Raw genomic sequence first — 20,767 nt, 5'->3', positions numbered from 1 at the left:
CCCGCCATCGGCGGGTTTTTTCTTGCCTGTAAAATACTCAGGCGATCTTCTTCAGTTTTTTGATGTCCAGAACATCCAGCTTGCCGTCAAGCCGGCTGACGAACTGCTGAAAATGCGCCGTCTCATTATGCTTATCCAGCGCTTCGCTGCTGGCCCAACGCTCAAAGAACACGAAAACACCCGGCTTTTCCAGATCGCGATGCAAGTCATATTGCAGGTTGCCCAACTCCTGGCGGCTCGGCTCGATAATGTCGTGCACCGCTTCGCTGACGGCGGCTTCAAATCCCGCTTTCGCTTGCAGGGTGGCGATAACGCGTACTTCCATTGCTTTCTCCCTTTCCACTTGATGAAGGTCGACGGTATTGGCGTCGGCATCGTTGAAATCCCGGTTACTATGCGCCCGCCGCGCTATTGATTTCAACTTGTCGGCAACAAACAGATGCATCTGCGGCACTTTCCGCTTATCCTTACACCCCGGCGTGAATAAACCCATTATTCGCTTTTCATTAGACGTATTTGACCGCCGGAGCCTAGCTAGATGACCGCACAACCTCAAGTTCTGAAAATCCGCCGCCCAGACGACTGGCATATCCACCTGCGTGACGATGAAATGCTGAAAACGGTGGTGCCCTATACCAGTCAGGTATTTGGCCGGGCGATCGTGATGCCGAACCTGGTTCCGCCCGTAACGACCGTGGCCGCCGCGCGCGCCTACCGCGATCGCATTCTGGCGGCGGTCCCGCAGGGGCACAACTTCACTCCGCTGATGACCTGCTACCTGACCAACTCCCTGGCGGCCAGTGAACTGGTCAACGGCTTCGAACAAGAGGTGTTTACTGCCGCCAAGCTGTATCCGGCCAACGCCACCACCAACTCCAGCCACGGCGTCAGCGACGTGACCGGTATTTACCCGCTGTTCGAACAGATGCAAAAAATCGGCATGCCTTTGCTGATCCACGGCGAAGTGACCGATCCCGCCGTTGATATCTTCGACCGCGAGGCGCGCTTTATCGAACAGGTGATGGAACCGATTCGCCAGCATTTCCCTGAGCTGAAGATCGTCTTCGAGCACATCACCACCAAGGAAGCGGCGCAATATGTGCAGGCAGGCAATCGTTTCCTCGGCGCCACCATCACGCCGCAGCACCTGATGTTCAACCGCAACCACATGCTGGTCGGTGGCATTCGCCCTCACCTGTTCTGCTTGCCGATCCTCAAGCGCAATGTCCACCAGGAGGCGCTGCGTCAGGCGGTGGCCAGCGGCTCGGACCGCTTCTTCCTTGGCACCGACTCCGCGCCGCACCTCAAGCACCGTAAAGAGTCCAGCTGTGGCTGCGCCGGTTGCTTCAACGCGCCGAATGCCATCCCGGCTTACGCCGCCGTGTTCGAACAACTCGGCGCGTTGGAACACTTTGAAGCCTTCTGTTCGCTCAACGGCCCGCGCTTCTATGGCCTGCCGCTCAACGAAGACTTCATCGAACTGCAGCGCGTGCCAACCACCCAGCCGGAAGAGATCGCCCTCGGCAATGAATCCGTGATCCCCTTCCTGGCGGGTGAAACCCTGAACTGGTCGCTGAAAGACTGATATTTTTGCTTCGCCCTCTTGCCCCCGCACTCGGTTAACTGTATAAATAAACAGTAAATCGCTTCGGGGGCAATTATGCGTGTTGAAGTCACTATAGATAAAACCCGGCCGCTGCCGGCGGGCGCCATTGAGGCGCTGACCGGTGAACTGGGCAAGCGGGTCAACCGCCAGTTTCCAGACGCCGTCGTGCACGTACGCTATGCCGGCGCCAACGGGCTCTCCGTGCTGGGGGGCGCCAAAACCGACCGGGATCTGATCGAGGAAATCCTTCAGGAAACCTGGGAAAGCGCAGACGAATGGTTTAGCGCAGAATAACACTGCAATGCTGTTTTTGCCGGGGGTCGCTCTCCGGCTTTTTTGTTTCTGGCGCCCTGCCCATTCATCGCTTACCCTTACTCTGGAACAAAATCCGCCTCAGCGCTGTATTTAACGCAAAGGAGTAAGCATGGCCCCGGACAAGGTGAAATCCGAAGACGCGATGACGTTTGGCGAACTGCTGGCGCTGATAGCCGATCAGAAAAGGCGCTTGAACGTACTGGAAGTGGCTTTTTCTTATCTGGCCTTCAGCCTGGATGACAAAGCCAACCAACGGCTGATCCACAGCCTGAAGCTGGAATCGCACAGCCAGAATCGCGATGCCGAAACGCAAAAGCATTTCGCCCATTTGGCCGAAGAGCTGGAAAAATGTCTGCATGGCGCATCGCCGCCTGCCGACGCGGAATAACGCGCTGCGCTCTGCTCATCCACTGCTGCACAGACAAATTTGTAGAATAATTGTTCAAATAAATATTTATTTTGCAAATTTCGGTGACAACCCTCTCCACCGTTGAAAGCGGATGCGTATACTGTAATTGCTCTCATGATGATGAGCCGCATTGATCCTCGTTAGTCACTCACGGTAGTTACTACTCAATAAGGGGTCTTTATGGACAGAAATGATGAAGTAATTCAGACGCACCCGCTTGTCGGTTGGGATATCAGTACTGTCGACGTTTACGACGCCATGATGATACGCCTTCATTACCTGTCTTCACTAGACCAAACGCCCGAAGAAGCCCAAGTAGACCGAACGCTTTGGCTGACTACAGATGTCGCCCGTCAATTAATCAATATTTTAGAGGCCGGCATCGCCAAGATTGAAGCTACGGATTACCAGGATCTTGATCGCAGAAAACATTGATTCATCGTCCCCTAACCCTAAGGCGCCGTGACCGTTCCCGGCGCCTTTTTCTTTGCCTTTCACCGTTCAATCAGTGCATTGCGCTCGCCAACCTTTTATCATGGGGCGATAAGCAATCGCTATCAGAGAGGGTGGGCACGTGGAATATGATTTGATCGTGGTGGGCAGCGGTTCAGTCGGCGCGGCGGCAGGGTATTACGCTACCCGGGCCGGCTTGAAAGCGCTGATGATCGACAGCGCCATTCCTCCACACCGCAACGGCAGCCATCACGGCGATACCCGCATCATTCGTCACGCTTACGGCGAAGGTGAAAAGTACGTGCCGCTGGTGCTGCGTGCGCAGGCGCTGTGGAATGCGCTGATTCAGCAATCCGGTGAAGAACTGTTCCAGTCGTGCGGCGTACTCAACCTGGGGCCGCAGCACTCCGAATTCATTCGCAATGCTCAGCAGAGCGCGCAAAAGTTTCGCCTGAATGCGCAAACCCTCAGCGCCGAACAGATCGCTCAACGCTGGCCGGAATTCCGCGCGCCGGAAGGTTACGTCGGCGTCTTCGAGCCAGACGCCGGCTTCCTGCGCTCCGAACAGGCGGTTGCCAGCCTGATCAAACTGGCGAAAGAGGCCGGCTGCAGCCAGCTGTTCAACTGCCCGGTCAGCGCGGTGAACCCCATTGATGGCGGCGTTGAGATCGTCACCGGCGAAGGGCGTTTCACGGCGCGAAAAGCGGTGGTCACCGCAGGCACCTGGGTGAAAGCGCTGTTGCCGCAGCTGCCTATCGCGCCATTGCGCAAGGTATTCTCCTGGCATCAGGCGGACGGCCGCTACAGCGTGAACAATCGCTTCCCGGCCTTTACCGTCGAAGCGCAGGACGGCACGCACTATTACGGCTTCCCGGCGGATAACGATGGCCTGAAAGTGGGCAAACACGACGGCGGCCAGCCGATGGATGCCCCCGAAAAGCGCAAACCCTTCGGCAGCTACGCCAGCGACGGCACGGAAGTTTTCTCCTTCCTGCGGCAATTTTTGCCGGGTGTAGGCGTATGTTTACACGGCGAAGCCTGCAGTTATGATATGAGCCCCGACGAAGATTTTATTATCGATACCCTGCCGGATTGCGATCGCCTGATGGTCATCAGCGGATTGAGCGGCCACGGCTTCAAGTTCGCCAGCGCACTGGGCGAGATCGCCGCGCTGTTCGCGCAGGACAAAGCGCCGCCGGTTGACCTCTCCAGCTTTGGTCTGAAGCGATTCAGCTAAGCGAAGGATTTCGCTGTCCACGTTCCCGTCGCGCCCTGGACAGCGAAATCTGCCGGTTACAATTTATTAACCTGCTAACTCTTTTAAATACCAAGTAAAAATTCTGATAACGGAAATTTCTTGCATTCAGCATTTGAATTTCCGAATTGAACACTTGCAGTGTAAGTCCTATTTTACAGAAGATATGCTCCATCGGCTTTCAACAAGGACGTCACCATGAAACTACTTGTCGTGGACGAATGCTGCTTCACCCGGGTCGGTATAGCCAGCTACTTTGCTGATAGTGGGATTACGACGATCAAGTGCTGCCACAGCATTGAATACGCTACGCCGCTGTTGGCCAGCTTTCAGCCGAGCCACATTCTGGTGAACCTCAGCAACCAATGCCGCTATAACGAAGCGGACGCACAGCTGCAGGCATTTATGGAAGCCAGCCAGTCCGCCTTGCTGTTTATCTATCTCGATACACCTTATCCTTACAGCGAAGCGCCAATGCGCATTGCCGATAATGCCTTTCTGTTCAATAAAAGCATTCTGCCGCTCACCTTACGCACGCTGCGCGAAAATCCGCTGGCGCTGGCCGATGACGGCGAAGAGCGTTCCCTGTTCAGCCCGCAAGAACTGACGGTAATGAAATATTGGATGGCGGAAATGCCCAACTACCGTATCGCGAAAAAGCTGCAGATCAGCTCGCATACGGTGTACGTGCACAAGCGTCACATCACGGAGAAGATCAACGCGCGCAACCGGCTGGAGTTCTACTCGCTGTATAACGTGCTGCGCTATTTCTACCCACCGAGCACGCCAACCAATTCGACGCCGCTGGCGCTGCTGGCGGTATAACATCAAGCCTGCGATAACGCAGGCTTTTTTATCGCCGCTCTTCCAGCACTCACGCGCGGCGCGCTGTAAAAGACGCCGAGAAAAGGACTATAATCAAGGGTCCTTCTCTTCAGGCGGCTGAAATGTTAAACCGAATACTGGCGGCTATCGTCAACAATGTGCGGGAGCACCTGGTGCTTTACCTTTGTCTGTGGCTGGTGCTGCTGGCGTTGGATGTCTATTTCTTCTTCGTCATGTAAGCCATGCCGCCGTTATTTCCCCGATTGAGCTTCAGCCGCTTCGGCGATCCCACCCAGGTGCTGGAATTGCAGCAGATGAGCAGACCGCTGCTGCGCCCCGGGCAGCGGTTATTGCAGATGCGCTATGCCCCGATCAACCCTTCCGATCTGATCCCGATCCACGGCCAATACGCGCACCGCATCGCCCTGCCGCAGGTGCCGGGATATGAAGGCGTAGGCATCATCGTCAATCCGCAGAATGGGCATTCAACGGGCCGACGCGCGCTGGCGGTAGCGGGTAACGGCAGTTGGCAAACCTTCGTCACGCTGCCTGAGGATCGGGTGATCTGGGTGCCGGACGACATCGACGACGCCTGCGCAGCGCAAATCTATATCAACCCGCTCACCTGCTGGGTGCTGTTGACGCAATGGCTGCCACTCAGCGCCGGCGACGTACTGCTGCTCAACGGCGGCGGCTCCGCTGTCAGCCTGCTGCTGGCGCAGCTGACGGCGCTGCGCGGCATTCGTCTGGCGGTCGTGGCGCGCAACACCGCTCATCGCCAGGCGTTGCTGGCCGCCGGCGCCTGGCGCGTTATCGAAGCGCCGCAGCTGGTGGAAATGACGAATTTTGGCGCCCGTGCGGCCATCGACTGCATCGGTGGAGAAGACGGATTGCAATTGGCGCGGGCGGTGCGCTCCGGCGGCGATTTTGTGGCGCTGGGCCTGCTGAGCGGCCGCCAGGTAGACTGGCGGCGCGTGGTGGACGAGTTAAAGCTGCGCGCTTCGCTGTTCCACCTGCGCAAATGGAACGCACAGGCGGCGCCGGCGCAATGGCAGATGGCGTTTTATCAGTTGTTCCAGCTGCTGCGGCGCGGCCAGCTGGCGCTGCGCCCACCCGCCGCGATTTATCCTTTGCATCAGTACGCAGCGGCGCTGCAGCATGCCGCACAACCTGGCGTGAGCGGAAAAATCTTCCTCACTCCGGCGCCGCCGGAGGCTGGCGCGGCGGGCGGCCGTCCCCCAGGATAACCGCCAGCCGATAGCCGCCCTCGGTGGTCTCCAGCGCGATGCGCGCCACGATCGTCAGCGGCACCGACAGCAACATGCCCACCGGGCCGAGCAGCCAGCCCCAGAAGATCAGCGACAGGAACACCACCAGCGTCGACAGCCCCAGCCCGCGCCCCATCACGCGCGGCTCGAGGATATTGCCGATCACCATGTTGACAGCGATAAAGCCGCCCGCCACCACCAGCGCATCCCCCAATCCGTTGAACAGCAGCGCCTGAATCAGCGGCGGAATGGCGGCCAACACCGAGCCGATATTGGGAATATAGTTGAGCAGAAACGCCAGCAGCCCCCAGATAAAGGCAAAACGCACGCCGACCGCCGCCAGGAAGATCCAGACGATCACCCCGGTGGCCAGGCTGATGATGGTTTTAATCACCAGATAGCGCGTCACGCCGTCCAGCGCCCGCCGCATCGCGGCGAGCCCCTCGTTCGGCTTATCCAGCGCCTGCTGCAGCTTGTAAGGCAGCAGCTGCACTTCGAACAGCATAAACACCACGGTCATCAGCAGCAGGAAGACGTTGGTCATGGCGCCAGACAGGTGCCCCAGCATGCGGGTGACCAGATTCATCGCCGCGCTGGGATCGACATACTGCAGCATCGCTTCGCTGGAGAGGCTGATATTGAAGCGATCGGCGTAATGCTGCAGCTCGCGCAGCTTCTCGATCATCATGCCGCGGTACTGAGGCAGCGAGCGGGCGAATTCGTTCAGCGAAGCACCCAGCATGCCGATAAACAGCATCACGACCACGATCACCGCCGTCAGCAGCAGCGTCACCCCGACGATACGCGGCACCCGCTTGCGTTCCAGCATCGCCACCAGCGGGTTCAACACCATAGCGAGAAATACCGCCAGCAAAAACGGCACCACGATGTCGGCGGCGGCTTTCACCCCGGCCAAAATGATCACCAACATCGCCAGCAGGACGGCCAGACGCAGGCTGCTGTCGGTCACGCGGGTTCGGCCCATGACGTTTCCTTGTTATTTCACTGGGTTAACCGGCCTCATGGGGCCGTCTCTTGGCGCTAATGGTAGCAAAATCCGCCGCTGCACCGCAGGGGATTTAGCGAAACCGTTCGACAACGTTAATCTTTCCGCCCTGCTCTGCGCCGCAAAAAATAGGCATAACCTTTGCCAACAAATAATCTCACCGGGCAACTCACGCGAGGTTTACGTAAAATGACAAAAGCTGACATTAATAGATAATAAGCCTAATTTTCAACAACTAGCACAATCACCGGACGAGAGAAACAATATCATCTTCAACGATTTATCTGAAGGTTCCCGAACATCTCAAACAAATTCACTGACTAATATTTCTAAGAAGTAACATAGTTAAATTTATTATTGATTTTATGTTTCCTAAAGTTTAATTATTGCAGCCAGCCAATCGGTAATCGAAGGAAACAGGATGCTCTGGAAAAATACCGCCGATCGTTTCGGCCATGTGTCAGTGTTGATCCACTGGCTGGTGGCGTTGACGGTGTACGGCATGTTCGCGCTCGGCCTGTGGATGGTCACGCTGGGCTATTACGACGTCTGGTATCACCAGGCGCCGGAGATCCACAAAAGCATCGGCACGCTGCTGTTCATCGTGATGGTGATCCGCGTGATCTGGCGCTTTGTCTCGCCGCCACCCAAGCCTCTGGCCAGCTATGGCCGCCTCACTCGCGTCAGCGCCATCCTCGCGCATCTGGCGCTGTACGCCGTGCTGTTCGGCATTCTGATCAGCGGCTATCTGATCTCCACCGCCGACGGCCAACCGATCAGCGTATTCGGCTGGTTCGACGTGCCCGCCACCGTGACCGGCATGGCGGAACAGGCCGACACCGCCGGCGCCATACACCTTTACCTGGCCTGGGCCGTGGTAGTGCTCTCGGTACTGCACGGGCTGGCCGCGCTTAAACATCACTTTATCGATCGTGATGTCACTTTGAAACGGATGCTGGGTAGCAGCGCCGATTAACCTTTGGATTTATGGAGATTGCTATGTTGAAAAAGACCGTATTGGGCCTGACCGCAGGCGCCCTGCTGCTGAGCGCCGGTTCCGCACTGGCGGCGGACTACAAGATCGACAAACAGGGCCAGCACGCCTTTATCGAGTTCCGCATCCAGCATCTGGGCTACAGCTGGCTGTACGGCAGCTTTAAAGACTTCGACGGTGGCTTCACCTTCGACGAAAAAGATCCTTCGAAGGACAAGGTCAACGTGACCATCAATACCGCCAGCGTCGACACCAACCATGCCGAGCGCGACAAGCACCTGCGCAGCGCCGAATTCCTCAACGTGGAGAAGAACAAGCAGGCCAAGTTTGAATCCACCGAAGTGAAGAAAAACGGCGACGGTTATGCGGTGGTCGGCAACCTGACCCTGAACGGCGTCACCAAACCGGTTACGCTGGACGCCAAACTGATTGGCCAGGGCAACGATCCGTGGGGCGGCTACCGCGCCGGCTTTGAAGCCAACGGCAAGATCAAGCTGAAAGATTTCGGCATCACCACCGATCTGGGCCCGGCGTCGCAAGACGTTGAGCTGATCATCTCCGTAGAAGGCGTGCGCGAGAAATAAAAAAAAGCCCGGCTTGGCGGCCGGGCTTCTCATTTCCTCAGGCTCAGCGAGCTGGGCCTTCTTCTTCCGGTGCCGGAATGTGCATCGTGGTCTGCAGCAAGCCTTTCGACTTATTGAAGATCTTGACGCCATTTTCACGGCCGGCACGGCGCGCGCGCTGCTCTTCGCGCGGCAGCTTCAGCTCTTCGCGGCAAATCTCGCTGCAGCATCCTTCAAACTTGGCGGCGCAGCTCGGGCACTGAATGAACAGCAGATGGCAGCCGTCGTTCTTGCAGTTGGTATGAGTGTCGCACGGCGCGCCGCACTGGTGGCAGTTGGCGATCACATCGTCGGAGATGCGCTCGCCCATGCGCTCATCGAACACGAAGTTTTTGCCGATAAACTTCAGCGGCAACCCCTGTTCTTTCGCTTTGCGGGTGTACTCGATGATCCCGCCTTCCACGTGGTAGATGTTTTTAAAACCGTTGTGCAGCATATAGGCGCTGGCTTTTTCACAGCGAATGCCGCCGGTGCAGTACATGACGATATTCTTGTCTTTGCTGTCCTGCAGCATCTCCACCGCCATCGGCAGCTGATCGCGGAAGGTATCCGACGGCACCTCGATGGCGTTTTCGAAGTGACCGACTTCGTACTCATAGTGGTTGCGCATATCGACAAATACCGTATTCGGATCGTCGATCATCTGATTGACGCGCTCGGCCTGCAGATACTCGCCGACGTTGCTCGGATCGAAACTTTCGTCATCGATGCCGTCGGCCACGATACGCTCACGCACCTTGAGGCGCAGCACCCAGAAAGATTTGCCGTCGTCTTCGAGCGCGATATTCAGGCGTACCTGATCCAGCGCCGGGTGCGAGGCGAACAGCGCGGCTTTGAACGCGTCGAAGTTATGCTGAGGCACGCTGATCTGCGCGTTGATGCCCTCTTTCGCCACGTAGATGCGGCCAAACACCTTCAGTTTTTCAAACTGAACGTACAGGCTGTCGCGAAACGCCTTGGGATCGTCGATGGAGAAGTATTTGTAAAAAGAAACTGTGGTGCGCGGCTCGGTTTCCGCCAGCATGCGCGCCTTCAGTTCCTCATTAGAAATTCGGTTATGTAACACTGGCATGGTGTACTTTCCTGTCTTTCGGGAGGTGACTGATTACCGCGCGCAGCCAGCAGGCCCACGCGCGGCGCACATCATACCCGAAAAACCGCCGCCGCGCAGCCCTGGCGCAGCGCCCCGTTCAGCGCCCGCCACCTTCGGTAAACGCGGAAGCCACCATACCGAGCGCCATCATCACGCCGGCAAGCGCCAATATCGCGTTCATTTGCAGATGTGCGCCGACGCTGCCGACCGCCGCACCCAACACCAGCAGCCCCGCACTGATCCATGATGCCAACATATTTACCCTCTAAATAATTACCGACAATAATATTGCCATTATCTTTGGCAGGAAAGATTGTGGAAAAATTCGGCATTCGATGCATATTTAACGCCCCAAAAGGGATTTTAATGCGTTGTGTTTTCCCGGATCGCCAGAAAAATGCCACAATAGTCGCAAACAAACGGCAGAAACGAACCTTGCCGCCGAGTTCACCCGGCTGCCAGACCGTGCGATGACGCTGTCATTACACTTAAACAACCGTATTCAAACAGAGAACCCATGACTCAAGTTCCTACTTTCAATCGCTCCTTATTGCACCCGCGCTACTGGCTGACCTGGGTCGGCATCGGCTTGCTGTATCTGCTGGTGTTGCTGCCTTACCCCGTCATCTACTGGCTCGGCACCTCGATTGGGCGATTTTCCATGCGCTTTCTCAAGCGGCGCGTCGCTATCGCCCAACGCAACCTCGAGCTCTGTTTTCCCGACATGCCGCAGGCCGAACGCGATGCGCTGGTGGTAAAGAATTTCGAATCGGTCGGCATGGGGCTGTTTGAAACCGGCATGGCGTGGTTCTGGCCCAACTGGCGCATCGAGCGCTGGTTCAAGGTCAGCGGCCTGGAGCATATCCAAAAAGCGCGCGACAACCAGCAGGGCGTGCTGCTGATTGGCCTGCACTTTTTGACGCTGGAGCTGGGCGCGCGCATCTTCGGCATTCACAACCCGGGCATCGGCGTTTACCGCCCGCACGACAACAAGCTGATGGACTGGCTGCAAACCTGGGGACGCATGCGTTCCAACAAGTCGATGCTGGATCGCAAGGACGTCAAAGGCATGATCCGTGCCCTGAAACAGGGCGATATCATCTGGTATGCGCCGGATCACGACTACGGCCCGCGCAGCAGCGTTTTCGTGCCGCTGTTCGCCGTGGACAAAGCTGCCACCACCACCGGCAGCTATGTGCTGGTGCGAATGGGTAAACCGGCGATCATTCCGTTCACCCCGCGTCGCCTGCCGGACGGCAAAGGGTATGAGCTGATCATGCAGCCGGCGGTGGAAAACTTCCCGCTGGATAATGAACTCGACGCCGCCGCCTTCATGAATAAAGTGGTGGAAAAAGAGATCCTGATGGCGCCGGACCAATACATGTGGCTGCATCGCCGCTTCAAGACCCGTCCGGAAGGCGAGCCTTCGCTTTACTGATAAAACCAACCCGCCGCCGGCGGGTTTTTTATTGCGTGCCTCTTGAGAATCGCCGGCGAGGGTGGGATGGTAATGCCTTTGCCGACACCCCAGGAGCCGCTATGTACATTGTCAGCCTGACCTACCATCGCCCGATCGCCGACGTCGACAGCCACCTTGACGGGCACATCGCCTGGCTTAAGAAATATTTTCAGGACGGCACCTTCGTCGCTTCCGGCCGCAAGAATCCCCGCACCGGCGGCGTGATCCTGGCCAAGGGCATTGAGCGTGCGCAGCTGGACGCCATCCTGGCCGAAGATCCGTTCAACGCCGTGGCCCACTACGAGGTCATCGACTTTAGCGCGACCACCACCGCCGCCGGTTTCGAGGCGCTGGCCGGCTTATAAAACGCTGTAAATTCCGCGCGCTAAGCGCGGAATAAGGTTTAAACGCCATTTTTAAAACTTTATTTCATTTTTCACCCTATTTCCGTCCTCTGGTTTGCCGTTGCCACGCAGGCGGCGCATACTTATCAGGCTAACTTTCACGTTTTGCCCCTTCATCATGCCGCCGGCAAAGCGCGTCACCCTTCGACAGTGGACATTTATGGCTTCGGCAGCAGAACCCGTTAACTGGAAACGCAACCTTTTCGTCGCCTGGGTCGGGTGTTTTCTCACCGGCGCCGCCTTCAGCCTGGTGATGCCGTTTCTTCCGCTGTACGTAGAGACGCTGGGCGTAACCGGCCATCAGGCGCTCAACATGTGGTCCGGTCTGCTGTTCAGCATCACCTTCCTGTTTTCCGCTATCGCCGCGCCGTTTTGGGGCGCCCTGGCCGACCGACGCGGCCGTAAACTGATGCTGCTGCGCTCCGCCCTGGGCATGGCGATCGTCATGGTGCTGATGGGCATGGCGCAAACGGTCTGGCAATTTCTCGCGCTGCGCGCGGTGTTGGGGCTGCTCGGCGGGTTCATCCCCAACGCCAACGCGCTGATCGCCACCCAGGTGCCGCGCAACCGCAGCGGCTGGGCGCTCGGCACCCTGTCTACCGGCGGCGTCGGCGGCGCGCTGGTCGGCCCGCTGATCGGTGGCCTGTTGGCCGATCTGTACGGGCTGCGCCCGGTGTTTTATATCACCGCCGCGGTGCTGTTCGTCTGCTTCGTGCTGACGCTGCTGTATGTCAAAGAGCAATTCACCCCGGTGCAAAAGCGCGACATGTTGCACGCAAAACAGGTGTTCGCCTCGCTGAAGAACCCGAAGCTGGTGCTCAGCCTGTTCGTGACCACCATGATCATCCAGATCGCCACCGGCTCGATTGCGCCGATCCTGACGCTGTATGTGCGCGATCTGGCCGGCGCCACCCATAACCTGGCGTTTATCAGCGGGCTGATTGCCTCGGTGCCCGGCGTCGCGGCGTTGATGAGCGCCCCACGGTTGGGCAAGCTGGGCGATCGCATCGGCCCGGAGCGCATTCTGGTGTTTATGCTGATCGTCTCGGTGCTGCTGCTGATCCCGATGGCGTTCGTGCAAACGCCGTGGCAGCTTGGGGTGCTACGTTTTCTGCTGGGGGCGGCCGACGGCGCGCTGCTGCCGGCGGTACAGACGCTGTTGATTTACAACTGCACCAATCAGGTAGCCGGCCGAATCTTCAGCTACAACCAGTCGTTCCGCGACGTCGGCAACGTCAGCGGTCCGCTGCTCGGCGCTGCGGTCTCCGCCGGCTACGGTTTTCGCGCGGTCTTCGCCGTCACCGCTTTAGTGGTGCTGTTCAACGCCGGTTATTCCTGGTGGTGCCTGCGGCGGCGGCCGGGCTATTTGCGGGAAGACACGCTGCAGGAAGAACAATAGCTGCATTTATCGCCAGCTTCCTCCGTTGGCCGGCTCAACGGCGCATTTCCCCCACTTTTAATAATGCCTCCTTCGGGCCGGCGAATTTTCGTCCCACCCAGAACTTTCTTATCTCAACATTTTGTTTATCAACAAAAAAATAACTTTCAGCACATAAAACCCGCTGTCAATCATATTCCTGTCACAACCAACATAAAAACCAGAAAAGGAGATGCTTGTCGACTTTTCGTCTAAAAAATGGGATACAGGTACTAGACAAAACCAACGACCAGTTATCAAATGGTTAAATAATATCACGCCAGATGTGAAGCATCGGCCAAGTGAAGAAAAGGTCAGCACGCTTTCCACGGTTTATCAGCGTTGCAGCCACGGTGTTTGTCGGGTAATCCGCATTGGGCGGATCGCCTTTATTAAATACACATACATACCACAGTACGGGCTGCAGCCTTGCAGCGCCTTTTATTGGGAAATCGTTATGCAATCCTCTGTCAATAAGTCAGAAAGCCGGACCTTCTTCGGCCATCCCTATCCGCTGGGTTCTCTGTTCTTCACCGAAATGTGGGAGCGTTTCTCGTTCTACGGCATCCGGCCGCTGCTGATCCTGTTTATGGCCGCCACCGTGTACGACGGCGGTCTGGGTCTCGCGCGCGAGAACGCGTCGGCGATCGTCGGCATCTTCGCCGGCAGCATGTACCTGGCGGCACTGCCGGGCGGCTGGCTGGCGGACAACTGGCTCGGCCAACGCAAGGCCGTCTGGTACGGTTCGATCCTGATCGCGCTCGGCCACCTGTCGATCGCCCTGTCCGCGGTGATGGGCACCAACCTGTTCTTCATCGGCCTGATGTTCATCGTGCTCGGTTCCGGCCTGTTCAAGACCTGTATCTCGGTGATGGTCGGCACGCTGTACAAAAAAGGCGATGCGCGCCGCGATGGCGGTTTCTCGCTGTTCTACATGGGCATCAACATCGGCTCGTTCATCGCTCCGCTGATCTCCGGTTGGCTGATCAAGTCACACGGTTGGCACTGGGGCTTCGGCATCGGCGGTATCGGGATGCTGGTGGCGCTGGTGATCTTCCGGGTGTTCGCCGTCCCGGCGATGAAACGCTATGACCGCGAAGTGGGCCTGGACTCCACCTGGAACAGCCCGGTAGCGAAGAAAAAAGGCGTCGGCGCCTGGTTGCTGGCGCTGGCGGTCATCCTGGTGGCCGTCATCGTGCTGATCGCTCAGGGCACCATCGTCATCAATCCGGTCGAAGTGGCCAGCATGCTGGTGTACGTGATCGCTGCGTCGGTCACCCTGTACTTCATCTATCTGTTCGCCTTTGCCGGCCTGAGCCGCAAAGAGCGCGCACGCCTGCTGGTGTGCTTCATCCTGCTGATCTCCGCTGCGTTCTTCTGGTCGGCGTTTGAGCAAAAACCGACCTCGTTCAACCTGTTCGCCAACGATTACACCAATCGCATGATTGGCGGCTTCGAGATCCCGGCGGTGTGGTTCCAGTCGATCAACGCCCTGTTCATCATCCTGCTGGCGCCGGTGTTCAGCTGGGCCTGGCCTGCGCTGGCACGCAATAACGTGCGTCCGAGCAGCATCACCAAGTTCGTGATCGGTATCCTGTGCGCCGCCGGCGGTTTCGGCCTGATGATGTTGGCCGCGCAGAATGTGCTGAGCAACGGCGGCACCGGCGTATCGCCGATGTGGCTGGTGGGCAGTATCCTGATGCTGACGCTGGGTGAGCTGTGCCTGAGCCCGATCGGGCTGGCCACCATGACGCTGCTGGCGCCGGAGAGAATGCGCGGTCAGATGATGGGGCTGTGGTTCTGCGCCAGTGCGCTGGGCAACCTGGCGGCCGGTCTGATCGGCGGTCACGTCAAGGCCGACCAACTGGATATGCTGCCGGATCTGTTCGCCCGCTGCTCAGTCGCGTTGCTGATTTGCGCCGCCGTGCTTATCGTGCTGATCGTGCCGATTCGCCGCATGCTGGAAAATACCCAGTCCAAGAGCGCACAAAAGCCGGCGACCAGCGCCTGACGGATAAACCGTTTTATCTCGCAAACCGGCGCTCGATGCGCCGGTTTTTTTATGCCTGCCAGGCCTGGTGTTGCAATACCACCCGGTAGCCATCAGGATCTTCAAAGGTTTGCCCCGCCCGATCCCAATAGGGGTTATAGGCGGCGACCGCCAAGAACCCCGCCGCCCGCATACGCTCACACGCGGCTCGCCATTCGTTCTCATCCGGCAGATAAAACACCAGCAGGTGATCCTGCGTCGGCGTTTGTCCAACCTGCACCCCACGATGCTGCGTAAACTCCAGATGGTAAACATGCTGCGGATGCCCGATCATAATGCCGTCAAAGCCCAGATGATCGACAAACTCGCCCAGCCTTTCGAACCCCAGCCCACGGCAATACAGCGCGGCAATCTCTTGCAACCGATCTGTCGGGCGCGCGATGCGCAACACCGCTTTGGCTATCGACATGTACGCCTCCGCCTCATGATAATTTCATACAGCGCCATACCCGCCAGCATCGCCAACAGGAACGGCCACACCCGCTGCATCTCCGCCCCCGCCAACACCCAGGCCGGGCCGGGGCAAATCCCCGCGATGCCCCAGCCGATGCCAAACAGCGCGCTGCCCGCCAGCAAACGGCGATCCACACGCCCGGCGGCCGGGATCTGCAGCGGCTCGCCCAACAGGCTCCGCTCGCGTCGCCGCGCCCACAGGAAGGCCGGCGCCGCCACCGCGATCGCCCCAGCCATCACCAGCGCCAACGAGGGATCCCACTGGCCGGTAACGTCGAGAAACGCCAACACCTTGGCCGGACTGGCCATGCCGGCAATAATTAACCCCAGACCGAAAATCACGCCGCTCAGCAGCGCCAACAGCGTTTTAAGCATTTTCACCCCCCCAACGTGTGGCGCATCAGCCACACGGTCATAAAGCCCAGCAGCATAAACAACGCCGTGGCGGCCAGTGAACGCGGCGCCAACCGCGCGACGCCGCACACGCCGTGCCCGCTGGTGCAACCGCTGCCCAATCGAGTACCCAAGCCCACCAACAGCCCTGCGGCCGCCAGCCAGCCGCTGCCAACCGAGATCTCACCGGATGGCAACGCCGCAGCGGCAGCATATAGCCAGGGGGAGAGCAGCAACCCGCCAATAAATGCGGCGCGCCAGCCCCGCTCCCGGCCGCCCGCGCTCAATAAACCGCCGGTAATGCCACTGATACCGGCGATCCGGCCGTTGAACAACAGCAGCAGCGCTACCGCGCTGCCGATAATGGCCCCGCCCGCCAACGCGGAATACGGCGTGAAGTGCTGCCAGTCAATGGTCATCGCGGTTCTCCGGCTGTGGGCAATACAGTTGATACAGGGTCGCGAGCAGCGCCAGCGCTTTGGCATCGGCCACCGCATAGTAAATCTGCTTGCCGGCTCGCCGGGTGGAGACCAACCCCTCCTCGCGCAGCACGCCAAGCTGTTGGGACAGCGTCGGCTGGCGGATATCCAGCGCCTGCGCCAGTTCGCTCACCGCCATCTCGCCCTGACTGAGCCGGCACAGCAGCAGCAGCCGATCTTCGTTGCCCAGGGTACGCAGCATCGCACCGGCCTGCGCCGCCGCCTTGCGCATCGCATCAATATCCATTGCCTCTCCATCAGTTTATAAAATAATATAATATAATTTTATAAACCATTTTACCGTGCCGCGCCACAGACTGGTGTGAAACAGCGACGCATGGCATGCTGTCCTCCCACTTTTGCCGCGCGGAGCCTGCTTACGATGCTGTTTTTTCACGACGTTCTGCCGCCCGATCGGCCTGTCCGGCCATTAGCCAGGGATTATCGCCACGGCGACAGCGAGCCGGACCACTACCATAACTGCGCGCAGCTGATCCACAGCCTGAGCGGCGTGGTGCAGGTCACGACCCGGCTCGGCAGCTGGGTGGTGCCGCCCGGCCGCGGCGTCTGGGTGCCGGCGAAAGTGGTGCACAGCCTGCGTATCACCGGCCAGGTGGCGGCCAGGACGTTGTTCGTCGATCCGTTGGCGCGCGCCGATCTGCCGGCCCAATGCCAGGTAGTGCAGGTTTCCCCGCTGCTGCGCGAGTTGATTATCTGTGCGATGGAGATTGCGCCCGGCTACCCCAGCGGCGGGCGCGATGAGCGCGTGATGGAACTGATTCTGGATGAGTTGCGAATGCTGCCGATCCTGCCGCTGCACCTGCCGGAACCTCGCGAAGCCTCGTTGCTAGCCCTGTGCCGCCATATCCAGGCCACGCTGGCGCAGCCCTGGACGCTGGAACAGGCTGCCGCTCATCTCAGCGTCAGCGGACGCACCCTGTCGCGACGCTTCCTGCGAGAAACCGGGCTACATTTTAGCGACTGGGTGCGACGCGCCCGTTTGCTGGCGGCATTAAACGCGCTGGCGACCGGCCGCTCGGTGCTGGAAGTGGCGCTGGATCTCGGCTATGACAGCCCCAGCGCGTTCAGCGCCATGTTCCGCCGGCTGCTGGGAGTAGCACCCAGCGACTATTTCAGCCGGACTGCGCCGACGTTGGCGCCAGATAGCGCCCGGCGACGTTGAACAGCGCCTGCAGCGAGGCGCTGGCGGAGTCGACGTCGATGCCAACGCCATAAGTCGCCTCACCTTGCGGCAGCGTACAGCGAATATAGGCCACCGCTCGGCTATCGCTCTGATGCCCCAACGTATGCTCGTGGTAATCCTCGATCGCCAGCGGCAAGCCGAAGCGCTGACGCAGCGCATCCACCGCGCTGGACAGCAGACCGTTGCCGGCCCCCTGCAGACGCAGCGGCTCTCCCTCGCAGGCAACTCGCGCGTTGAAGCTGTATGCCTCTGCGCCGTGGCTTTCCGTCTGGTAGCTTAACAGCTGCAAACGCGGCTGCTCCACCAGCCCGTAAGTATCGCGGAATAAGCGCCACAGCTGCGCGCCGCTCATTTCTTTGCCGCTATCGTCGGTCGCGCGCTGCACCACCTGGCTGAAATCAATCTGCAAACCACGCGGCAACGCCAGCCCATGATTCTGCTCCAACAGCCAGGCGGCGCCGCTTTTGCCGGACTGGCTGTTGACCCGGATCACCGCCTCATAGCTACAACCGACATCGGCGGGATCGAGCGGCAGGTATGGTACCTGCCAGCGGCCATCTTGCCGCTGCCGCTGTGCGGCGAAACCTTTTTTGATCGCATCCTGATGCGAACCGGAGAAGGCGGTAAACACCAACTCGCCGGCATAAGGATGGCGAGGATGCACCGGCAGCTGATTGCACTGCTCCACCACCTCCACCACCTGCTTCAGGCGGCTGAAGTCGAGACCCGGCGCCACGCCCTGGGTATAGAGATTCAACGCCAGCGTGACCAGATCGACGTTGCCGGTGCGCTCTCCGTTGCCGAACAGGCAGCCTTCGACCCGATCGGCGCCGGCCAGCAAGGCCAGCTCCGCGCAGGCCACGCCGGTGCCGCGATCGTTATGCGGATGCACGCTGATCGCCACATCGGCGCGGCGGCTGAAGTGACGGCAGAACCATTCGATCTGATCGGCATACACGTTGGGCGTGCTCACTTCCACCGTCGCCGGCAGGTTGATGATCATCGGCCGCTGCGGCCCCGGCTGCCAAACCTCCGCTACCGCTTCGCAGATCTCCAGCGCAAACTCTAACTCAGTAAAACAGAAGGTTTCCGGCGAATATTCGAAGCACCAGGCGGTATCGGGCTGCGCCTCGCACTGCCGGCGAATGCGCCGCGCGCCGTTCACCGCCAGCGCCACGGTCGCCGCCTTATCCTGGCGGAACACGATATCGCGAAACATCGGCGCCGTGGCGTTATACAGATGCACGATAGCCCGCGGCGCCCCCTGCAGCGCCTCGAAGGTGCGATCGATCAGATCGTCACGTGACTGCGTCAGCACCTGGATCGTAACGTCGTCCGGGATCAGCCGCTCGTCGATCAGCGCGCGTACAAAGTCAAAATCCGTTTGCGACGCCGAAGGGAACGCCACCTCGATCTCTTTGAAACCACACTGCAACAACAATTGATAGAATTCGCGCTTGCGCGCGTTATCCATCGGCTCCGCCAGCGCCTGGTTGCCGTCGCGCAGATCGCTGGAGCACCAGCGCGGCGCCTGCCGCAGCGTACGCGCAGGCCATTGGCGGTCCGGCAACGCCACCGGCGGGAAAGGTCGGTATTTGCTTGAAGGGTCGATTAACATGGGCTTCTCCTGACGCCAGAGTGAACGATCGCGTCATTATTTCCCGCCATCGCCTCCTCTTCTCCCGCTTTGCGGACAACCATCGTCGCAAAGCGGACAACAAAAAAATTTGCATCCTGCGCCAGTGAGACAACAATTAGTTTTGACGTTTCCCCCACCGCGCCGGCAGCACGCCGGACGCTTTACTCTCATTGTCAACGGAGGCGAACATGAGCCTGTATGCAACCCTGGAAGAAGCCATCGAGGCCGCACGCGAAGAGTTTCTCGACACCGCCGAAGGCGGCGGCGGTGACGAACCGCCGGTGCCCCAGCAGTTCAATCTGCAAAAGTACGTAATGCAGGATGGCGACACGATGTGGCAGGCGGAGTTCTTCGAAGAAGAAGGCGAGGCGGTAGAATGTCTGACGCTGCGCAGCGGTGCGGCGGCGCAGGCGATCTTCGACGGTGACTACGACGAGGTGGAAATTACCGCCGAGTGGATAGATGAAAACACCCTTTACGAATGGGAGGAAGGCGACTTTCAGCTCGAGCCGCCGCTGGATACCGAAGAAGGCCAGGCCGCCGCCGATGAGTGGGATGAACGTTAACCCGCACCACGCTTTCATCGCCAAGGAGGCCGCATGATTATTCGCCGGGCCCGCCCTACCGACTACCCCGCCATTTTGCAGCTACAGGGGGAAAACGTGCCGGAAGCGCTCGACGAGCGCCAAAAACGGCAGGGATTTATCGTATCGCGCATGAATGAGGCGCAGCTGGCGGCGATCAACCGCGGCATCGGCATATGGGTGGCCGAACAGGAGAACCAACTGGCGGGGTTTGTTTGCCTGATGCCCGCCGACGCGCAGCCGCGGCCGCCGGTGGTGGAGGCGATGCTGGTGACGCTCGCCACGCAATCCTTCGCCGGACGGCCGCTGAGTGAGCAGCGGGTGTTTCTCTACGGCCCGGTCTGCCTCGCCGCCGCCTGGCGTGGCAAAGGCGTGCTGAAGCGCCTCTACGCCGCGGTCAAAGCGCATACCTGCCATGACTATGACGTAGGCGCGTTGTTTATCGACGACGACAATCCGCATTCGTTGGCCGCTCACGTGCAAGGGTTGGGGATGACGGCGCTGGCGCCTTTCCATTGCGGGCAGCAAAGCTATCAGCTGGTGGTGTTCGCCACCCGCTAAACGAAATTACTCGTAGGGGCCATGCTGCGCATCAAACGGCAGCATAAAGGTGTCCACCACCATCGACAGCGGGACGTCTATCACCGTGACGTAGCGCCAGGGCGTGTCACGCAGATCCCACTGCACGCCGGGATAGTACTGGTGGCCATGCCCCGCACCGGGCACGGTGCGGCTGATAATGCTGCCGCAGCCGGTGAGTGCCATCACACCGGCCGCCACGCAGGCCAGCCGAAGATAGGAAGAGAGCTTCACGACATTGACTCTGAGCAAGGGGTTG

General features: G+C 59.2%; 27 protein-coding genes. 17 read left to right on the top strand and 10 right to left on the bottom strand.

Annotation, left to right across the window (positions count from 1 at the left end; genetic code table 11):
• Nucleotides 1–37: 37 nt before the first annotated feature.
• Complete coding sequence (locus GT753_RS05190; protein ID WP_015377446.1) at nt 38–325, bottom strand: putative quinol monooxygenase; 288 nt, start codon at nt 323–325, stop codon at nt 38–40.
• A gap of 213 nt (nt 326–538) precedes the next feature.
• On the opposite strand from GT753_RS05190, the gene pyrC reads away from it, so the two are divergent.
• The 8 genes from pyrC to GT753_RS05150 all read left to right on the top strand — a co-directional run bounded on the left by pyrC (nt 539) and on the right by GT753_RS05150 (nt 6,110).
• A complete protein-coding gene (gene pyrC, locus GT753_RS05185; RefSeq protein ID WP_160125329.1) occupies nt 539–1,585 on the top strand; it encodes a dihydroorotase in 1,047 nt (348 codons plus the stop codon).
• 75 nt (nt 1,586–1,660) lie between these two features.
• Complete coding sequence (gene dinI / locus GT753_RS05180; RefSeq protein WP_015377444.1) at nt 1,661–1,900, top strand: DNA damage-inducible protein I; 240 nt, start codon at nt 1,661–1,663, stop codon at nt 1,898–1,900.
• Nucleotides 1,901–2,030: 130 nt separating this feature from the next.
• The gene (locus GT753_RS05175; RefSeq protein WP_004927809.1) at nt 2,031–2,309 is read left to right on the top strand and encodes a hypothetical protein; all 279 of its coding nucleotides are present in this window, start codon (nt 2,031–2,033) and stop codon (nt 2,307–2,309) included.
• A 201-nt stretch (nt 2,310–2,510) separates the two neighbouring features.
• A complete protein-coding gene (bssS, locus tag GT753_RS05170) occupies nt 2,511–2,765 on the top strand; it encodes a biofilm formation regulator BssS (protein ID WP_004927812.1) in 255 nt (84 codons plus the stop codon).
• A 139-nt stretch (nt 2,766–2,904) separates the two neighbouring features.
• Nucleotides 2,905–4,020 carry an N-methyl-L-tryptophan oxidase gene (gene solA / locus GT753_RS05165; RefSeq protein ID WP_160125328.1) on the top strand — a complete coding sequence of 372 codons (1,116 nt, stop codon included), beginning with the start codon at nt 2,905–2,907 and terminating at the stop codon, nt 4,018–4,020.
• A gap of 216 nt (nt 4,021–4,236) precedes the next feature.
• On the top strand, nt 4,237–4,863 hold the full coding sequence (locus GT753_RS05160; RefSeq protein WP_015377442.1) for a LuxR C-terminal-related transcriptional regulator: 627 nt from the start codon (nt 4,237–4,239) through the stop codon (nt 4,861–4,863).
• A gap of 122 nt (nt 4,864–4,985) precedes the next feature.
• Nucleotides 4,986–5,102, top strand: a complete 117-nt coding sequence (locus GT753_RS05155; protein ID WP_004927822.1) for a DUF2770 family protein — start codon at nt 4,986–4,988, stop codon at nt 5,100–5,102.
• A 3-nt stretch (nt 5,103–5,105) separates the two neighbouring features.
• Nucleotides 5,106–6,110, top strand: coding sequence for a zinc-dependent alcohol dehydrogenase family protein (locus GT753_RS05150; RefSeq protein ID WP_160125327.1), 1,005 nt, complete (start codon nt 5,106–5,108; stop codon nt 6,108–6,110).
• On the opposite strand, the gene GT753_RS05145 is transcribed toward GT753_RS05150, so the two are convergent.
• Nucleotides 6,058–7,116: an AI-2E family transporter gene (locus GT753_RS05145; RefSeq protein ID WP_021504908.1), complete on the bottom strand. Its 1,059-nt coding sequence runs from the start codon at nt 7,114–7,116 to the stop codon at nt 6,058–6,060. The genes GT753_RS05150 and GT753_RS05145 overlap by 53 nt on opposite strands.
• 442 nt (nt 7,117–7,558) lie before the next feature.
• Here GT753_RS05145 and GT753_RS05140 point away from each other — a divergent pair, with 442 nt between their 5' ends.
• Together GT753_RS05140 and GT753_RS05135 are read left to right on the top strand one after the other, a co-directional pair.
• The gene (locus GT753_RS05140) at nt 7,559–8,113 is read left to right on the top strand and encodes a cytochrome b (RefSeq protein WP_004927830.1); all 555 of its coding nucleotides are present in this window, start codon (nt 7,559–7,561) and stop codon (nt 8,111–8,113) included.
• Nucleotides 8,114–8,136: 23 nt separating this feature from the next.
• Complete coding sequence (locus GT753_RS05135) at nt 8,137–8,715, top strand: YceI family protein (RefSeq protein ID WP_015377429.1); 579 nt, start codon at nt 8,137–8,139, stop codon at nt 8,713–8,715.
• A gap of 43 nt (nt 8,716–8,758) precedes the next feature.
• Here the strand turns inward: GT753_RS05135 and GT753_RS05130 are convergent, their stop codons facing one another.
• Nucleotides 8,759–9,826: a rhodanese-related sulfurtransferase gene (locus GT753_RS05130; RefSeq protein WP_015377428.1), complete on the bottom strand. Its 1,068-nt coding sequence runs from the start codon at nt 9,824–9,826 to the stop codon at nt 8,759–8,761.
• Between the two features lie 118 nt (nt 9,827–9,944).
• On the bottom strand, nt 9,945–10,103 hold the full coding sequence (locus GT753_RS05125; protein WP_015377427.1) for a hypothetical protein: 159 nt from the start codon (nt 10,101–10,103) through the stop codon (nt 9,945–9,947).
• A 261-nt stretch (nt 10,104–10,364) separates the two neighbouring features.
• Between GT753_RS05125 and GT753_RS05120 the strand changes: the two genes are divergently transcribed.
• The 4 genes from GT753_RS05120 (at nt 10,365) to GT753_RS05105 (ending at nt 15,138) form a co-directional block, all read left to right on the top strand.
• Entirely contained in the window at nt 10,365–11,285 is a 921-nt protein-coding gene (locus GT753_RS05120) for a Kdo(2)-lipid IV(A) acyltransferase (RefSeq protein ID WP_015377426.1), read from the top strand.
• A 101-nt stretch (nt 11,286–11,386) separates the two neighbouring features.
• Nucleotides 11,387–11,671, top strand: a complete 285-nt coding sequence (locus GT753_RS05115) for a YciI family protein (RefSeq protein ID WP_004927842.1) — start codon at nt 11,387–11,389, stop codon at nt 11,669–11,671.
• Between the two features lie 199 nt (nt 11,672–11,870).
• The gene (gene mdtG, locus GT753_RS05110; protein WP_004927846.1) at nt 11,871–13,109 is read left to right on the top strand and encodes a multidrug efflux MFS transporter MdtG; all 1,239 of its coding nucleotides are present in this window, start codon (nt 11,871–11,873) and stop codon (nt 13,107–13,109) included.
• Between the two features lie 475 nt (nt 13,110–13,584).
• Nucleotides 13,585–15,138 (top strand): peptide MFS transporter, encoded by a 1,554-nt coding sequence (locus GT753_RS05105; protein ID WP_004927849.1) that lies wholly within the window; start codon nt 13,585–13,587, stop codon nt 15,136–15,138.
• Nucleotides 15,139–15,187: 49 nt separating this feature from the next.
• Here the strand turns inward: GT753_RS05105 and GT753_RS05100 are convergent, their stop codons facing one another.
• The 4 genes from GT753_RS05100 to GT753_RS05085 are packed head-to-tail and all read right to left on the bottom strand — an operon-like array spanning nt 15,188 to nt 16,749.
• Nucleotides 15,188–15,586 (bottom strand): VOC family protein, encoded by a 399-nt coding sequence (locus tag GT753_RS05100; RefSeq protein WP_160125326.1) that lies wholly within the window; start codon nt 15,584–15,586, stop codon nt 15,188–15,190.
• Complete coding sequence (locus tag GT753_RS05095; protein WP_160125325.1) at nt 15,577–16,005, bottom strand: YeeE/YedE family protein; 429 nt, start codon at nt 16,003–16,005, stop codon at nt 15,577–15,579. Before GT753_RS05095 ends, GT753_RS05100 begins: the two co-directional genes overlap by 10 nt.
• Before the next feature lie 2 nt (nt 16,006–16,007).
• Nucleotides 16,008–16,442, bottom strand: coding sequence for a YeeE/YedE family protein (locus GT753_RS05090; protein WP_160125324.1), 435 nt, complete (start codon nt 16,440–16,442; stop codon nt 16,008–16,010).
• On the bottom strand, nt 16,432–16,749 hold the full coding sequence (locus tag GT753_RS05085) for a helix-turn-helix transcriptional regulator (RefSeq protein ID WP_004927863.1): 318 nt from the start codon (nt 16,747–16,749) through the stop codon (nt 16,432–16,434). Before GT753_RS05085 ends, GT753_RS05090 begins: the two co-directional genes overlap by 11 nt.
• A 135-nt stretch (nt 16,750–16,884) precedes the next feature.
• On the opposite strand from GT753_RS05085, the gene GT753_RS05080 reads away from it, so the two are divergent.
• A complete protein-coding gene (locus GT753_RS05080) occupies nt 16,885–17,685 on the top strand; it encodes a helix-turn-helix transcriptional regulator (RefSeq protein ID WP_033633370.1) in 801 nt (266 codons plus the stop codon).
• Here the strand turns inward: GT753_RS05080 and leuA are convergent.
• Complete coding sequence (leuA, locus tag GT753_RS05075; protein WP_160125323.1) at nt 17,636–19,324, bottom strand: 2-isopropylmalate synthase; 1,689 nt, start codon at nt 19,322–19,324, stop codon at nt 17,636–17,638. The two genes, GT753_RS05080 and leuA, sit on opposite strands and share 50 nt — an antisense overlap.
• A gap of 209 nt (nt 19,325–19,533) precedes the next feature.
• On the opposite strand from leuA, the gene GT753_RS05070 reads away from it, so the two are divergent.
• Together GT753_RS05070 and GT753_RS05065 are read left to right on the top strand one after the other, a co-directional pair.
• Nucleotides 19,534–19,911: a MysB family protein gene (locus GT753_RS05070; protein WP_015377419.1), complete on the top strand. Its 378-nt coding sequence runs from the start codon at nt 19,534–19,536 to the stop codon at nt 19,909–19,911.
• Between the two features lie 33 nt (nt 19,912–19,944).
• Nucleotides 19,945–20,490, top strand: coding sequence for a GNAT family N-acetyltransferase (locus tag GT753_RS05065; protein ID WP_015377418.1), 546 nt, complete (start codon nt 19,945–19,947; stop codon nt 20,488–20,490).
• Nucleotides 20,491–20,496: 6 nt separating this feature from the next.
• On the opposite strand, the gene GT753_RS05060 is transcribed toward GT753_RS05065, so the two are convergent.
• Complete coding sequence (locus GT753_RS05060; RefSeq protein WP_015377417.1) at nt 20,497–20,742, bottom strand: YceK/YidQ family lipoprotein; 246 nt, start codon at nt 20,740–20,742, stop codon at nt 20,497–20,499.
• Between the last annotated feature and the right edge of the window lie 25 nt (nt 20,743–20,767).

This window comes from Serratia sp. Z4 (assembly GCF_009900725.1).
Classification (GTDB): Bacteria; Pseudomonadota; Gammaproteobacteria; order Enterobacterales; family Enterobacteriaceae; genus Serratia; species Serratia nematodiphila.
This window is presented reverse-complemented; position numbering and strand designations above follow the sequence as displayed.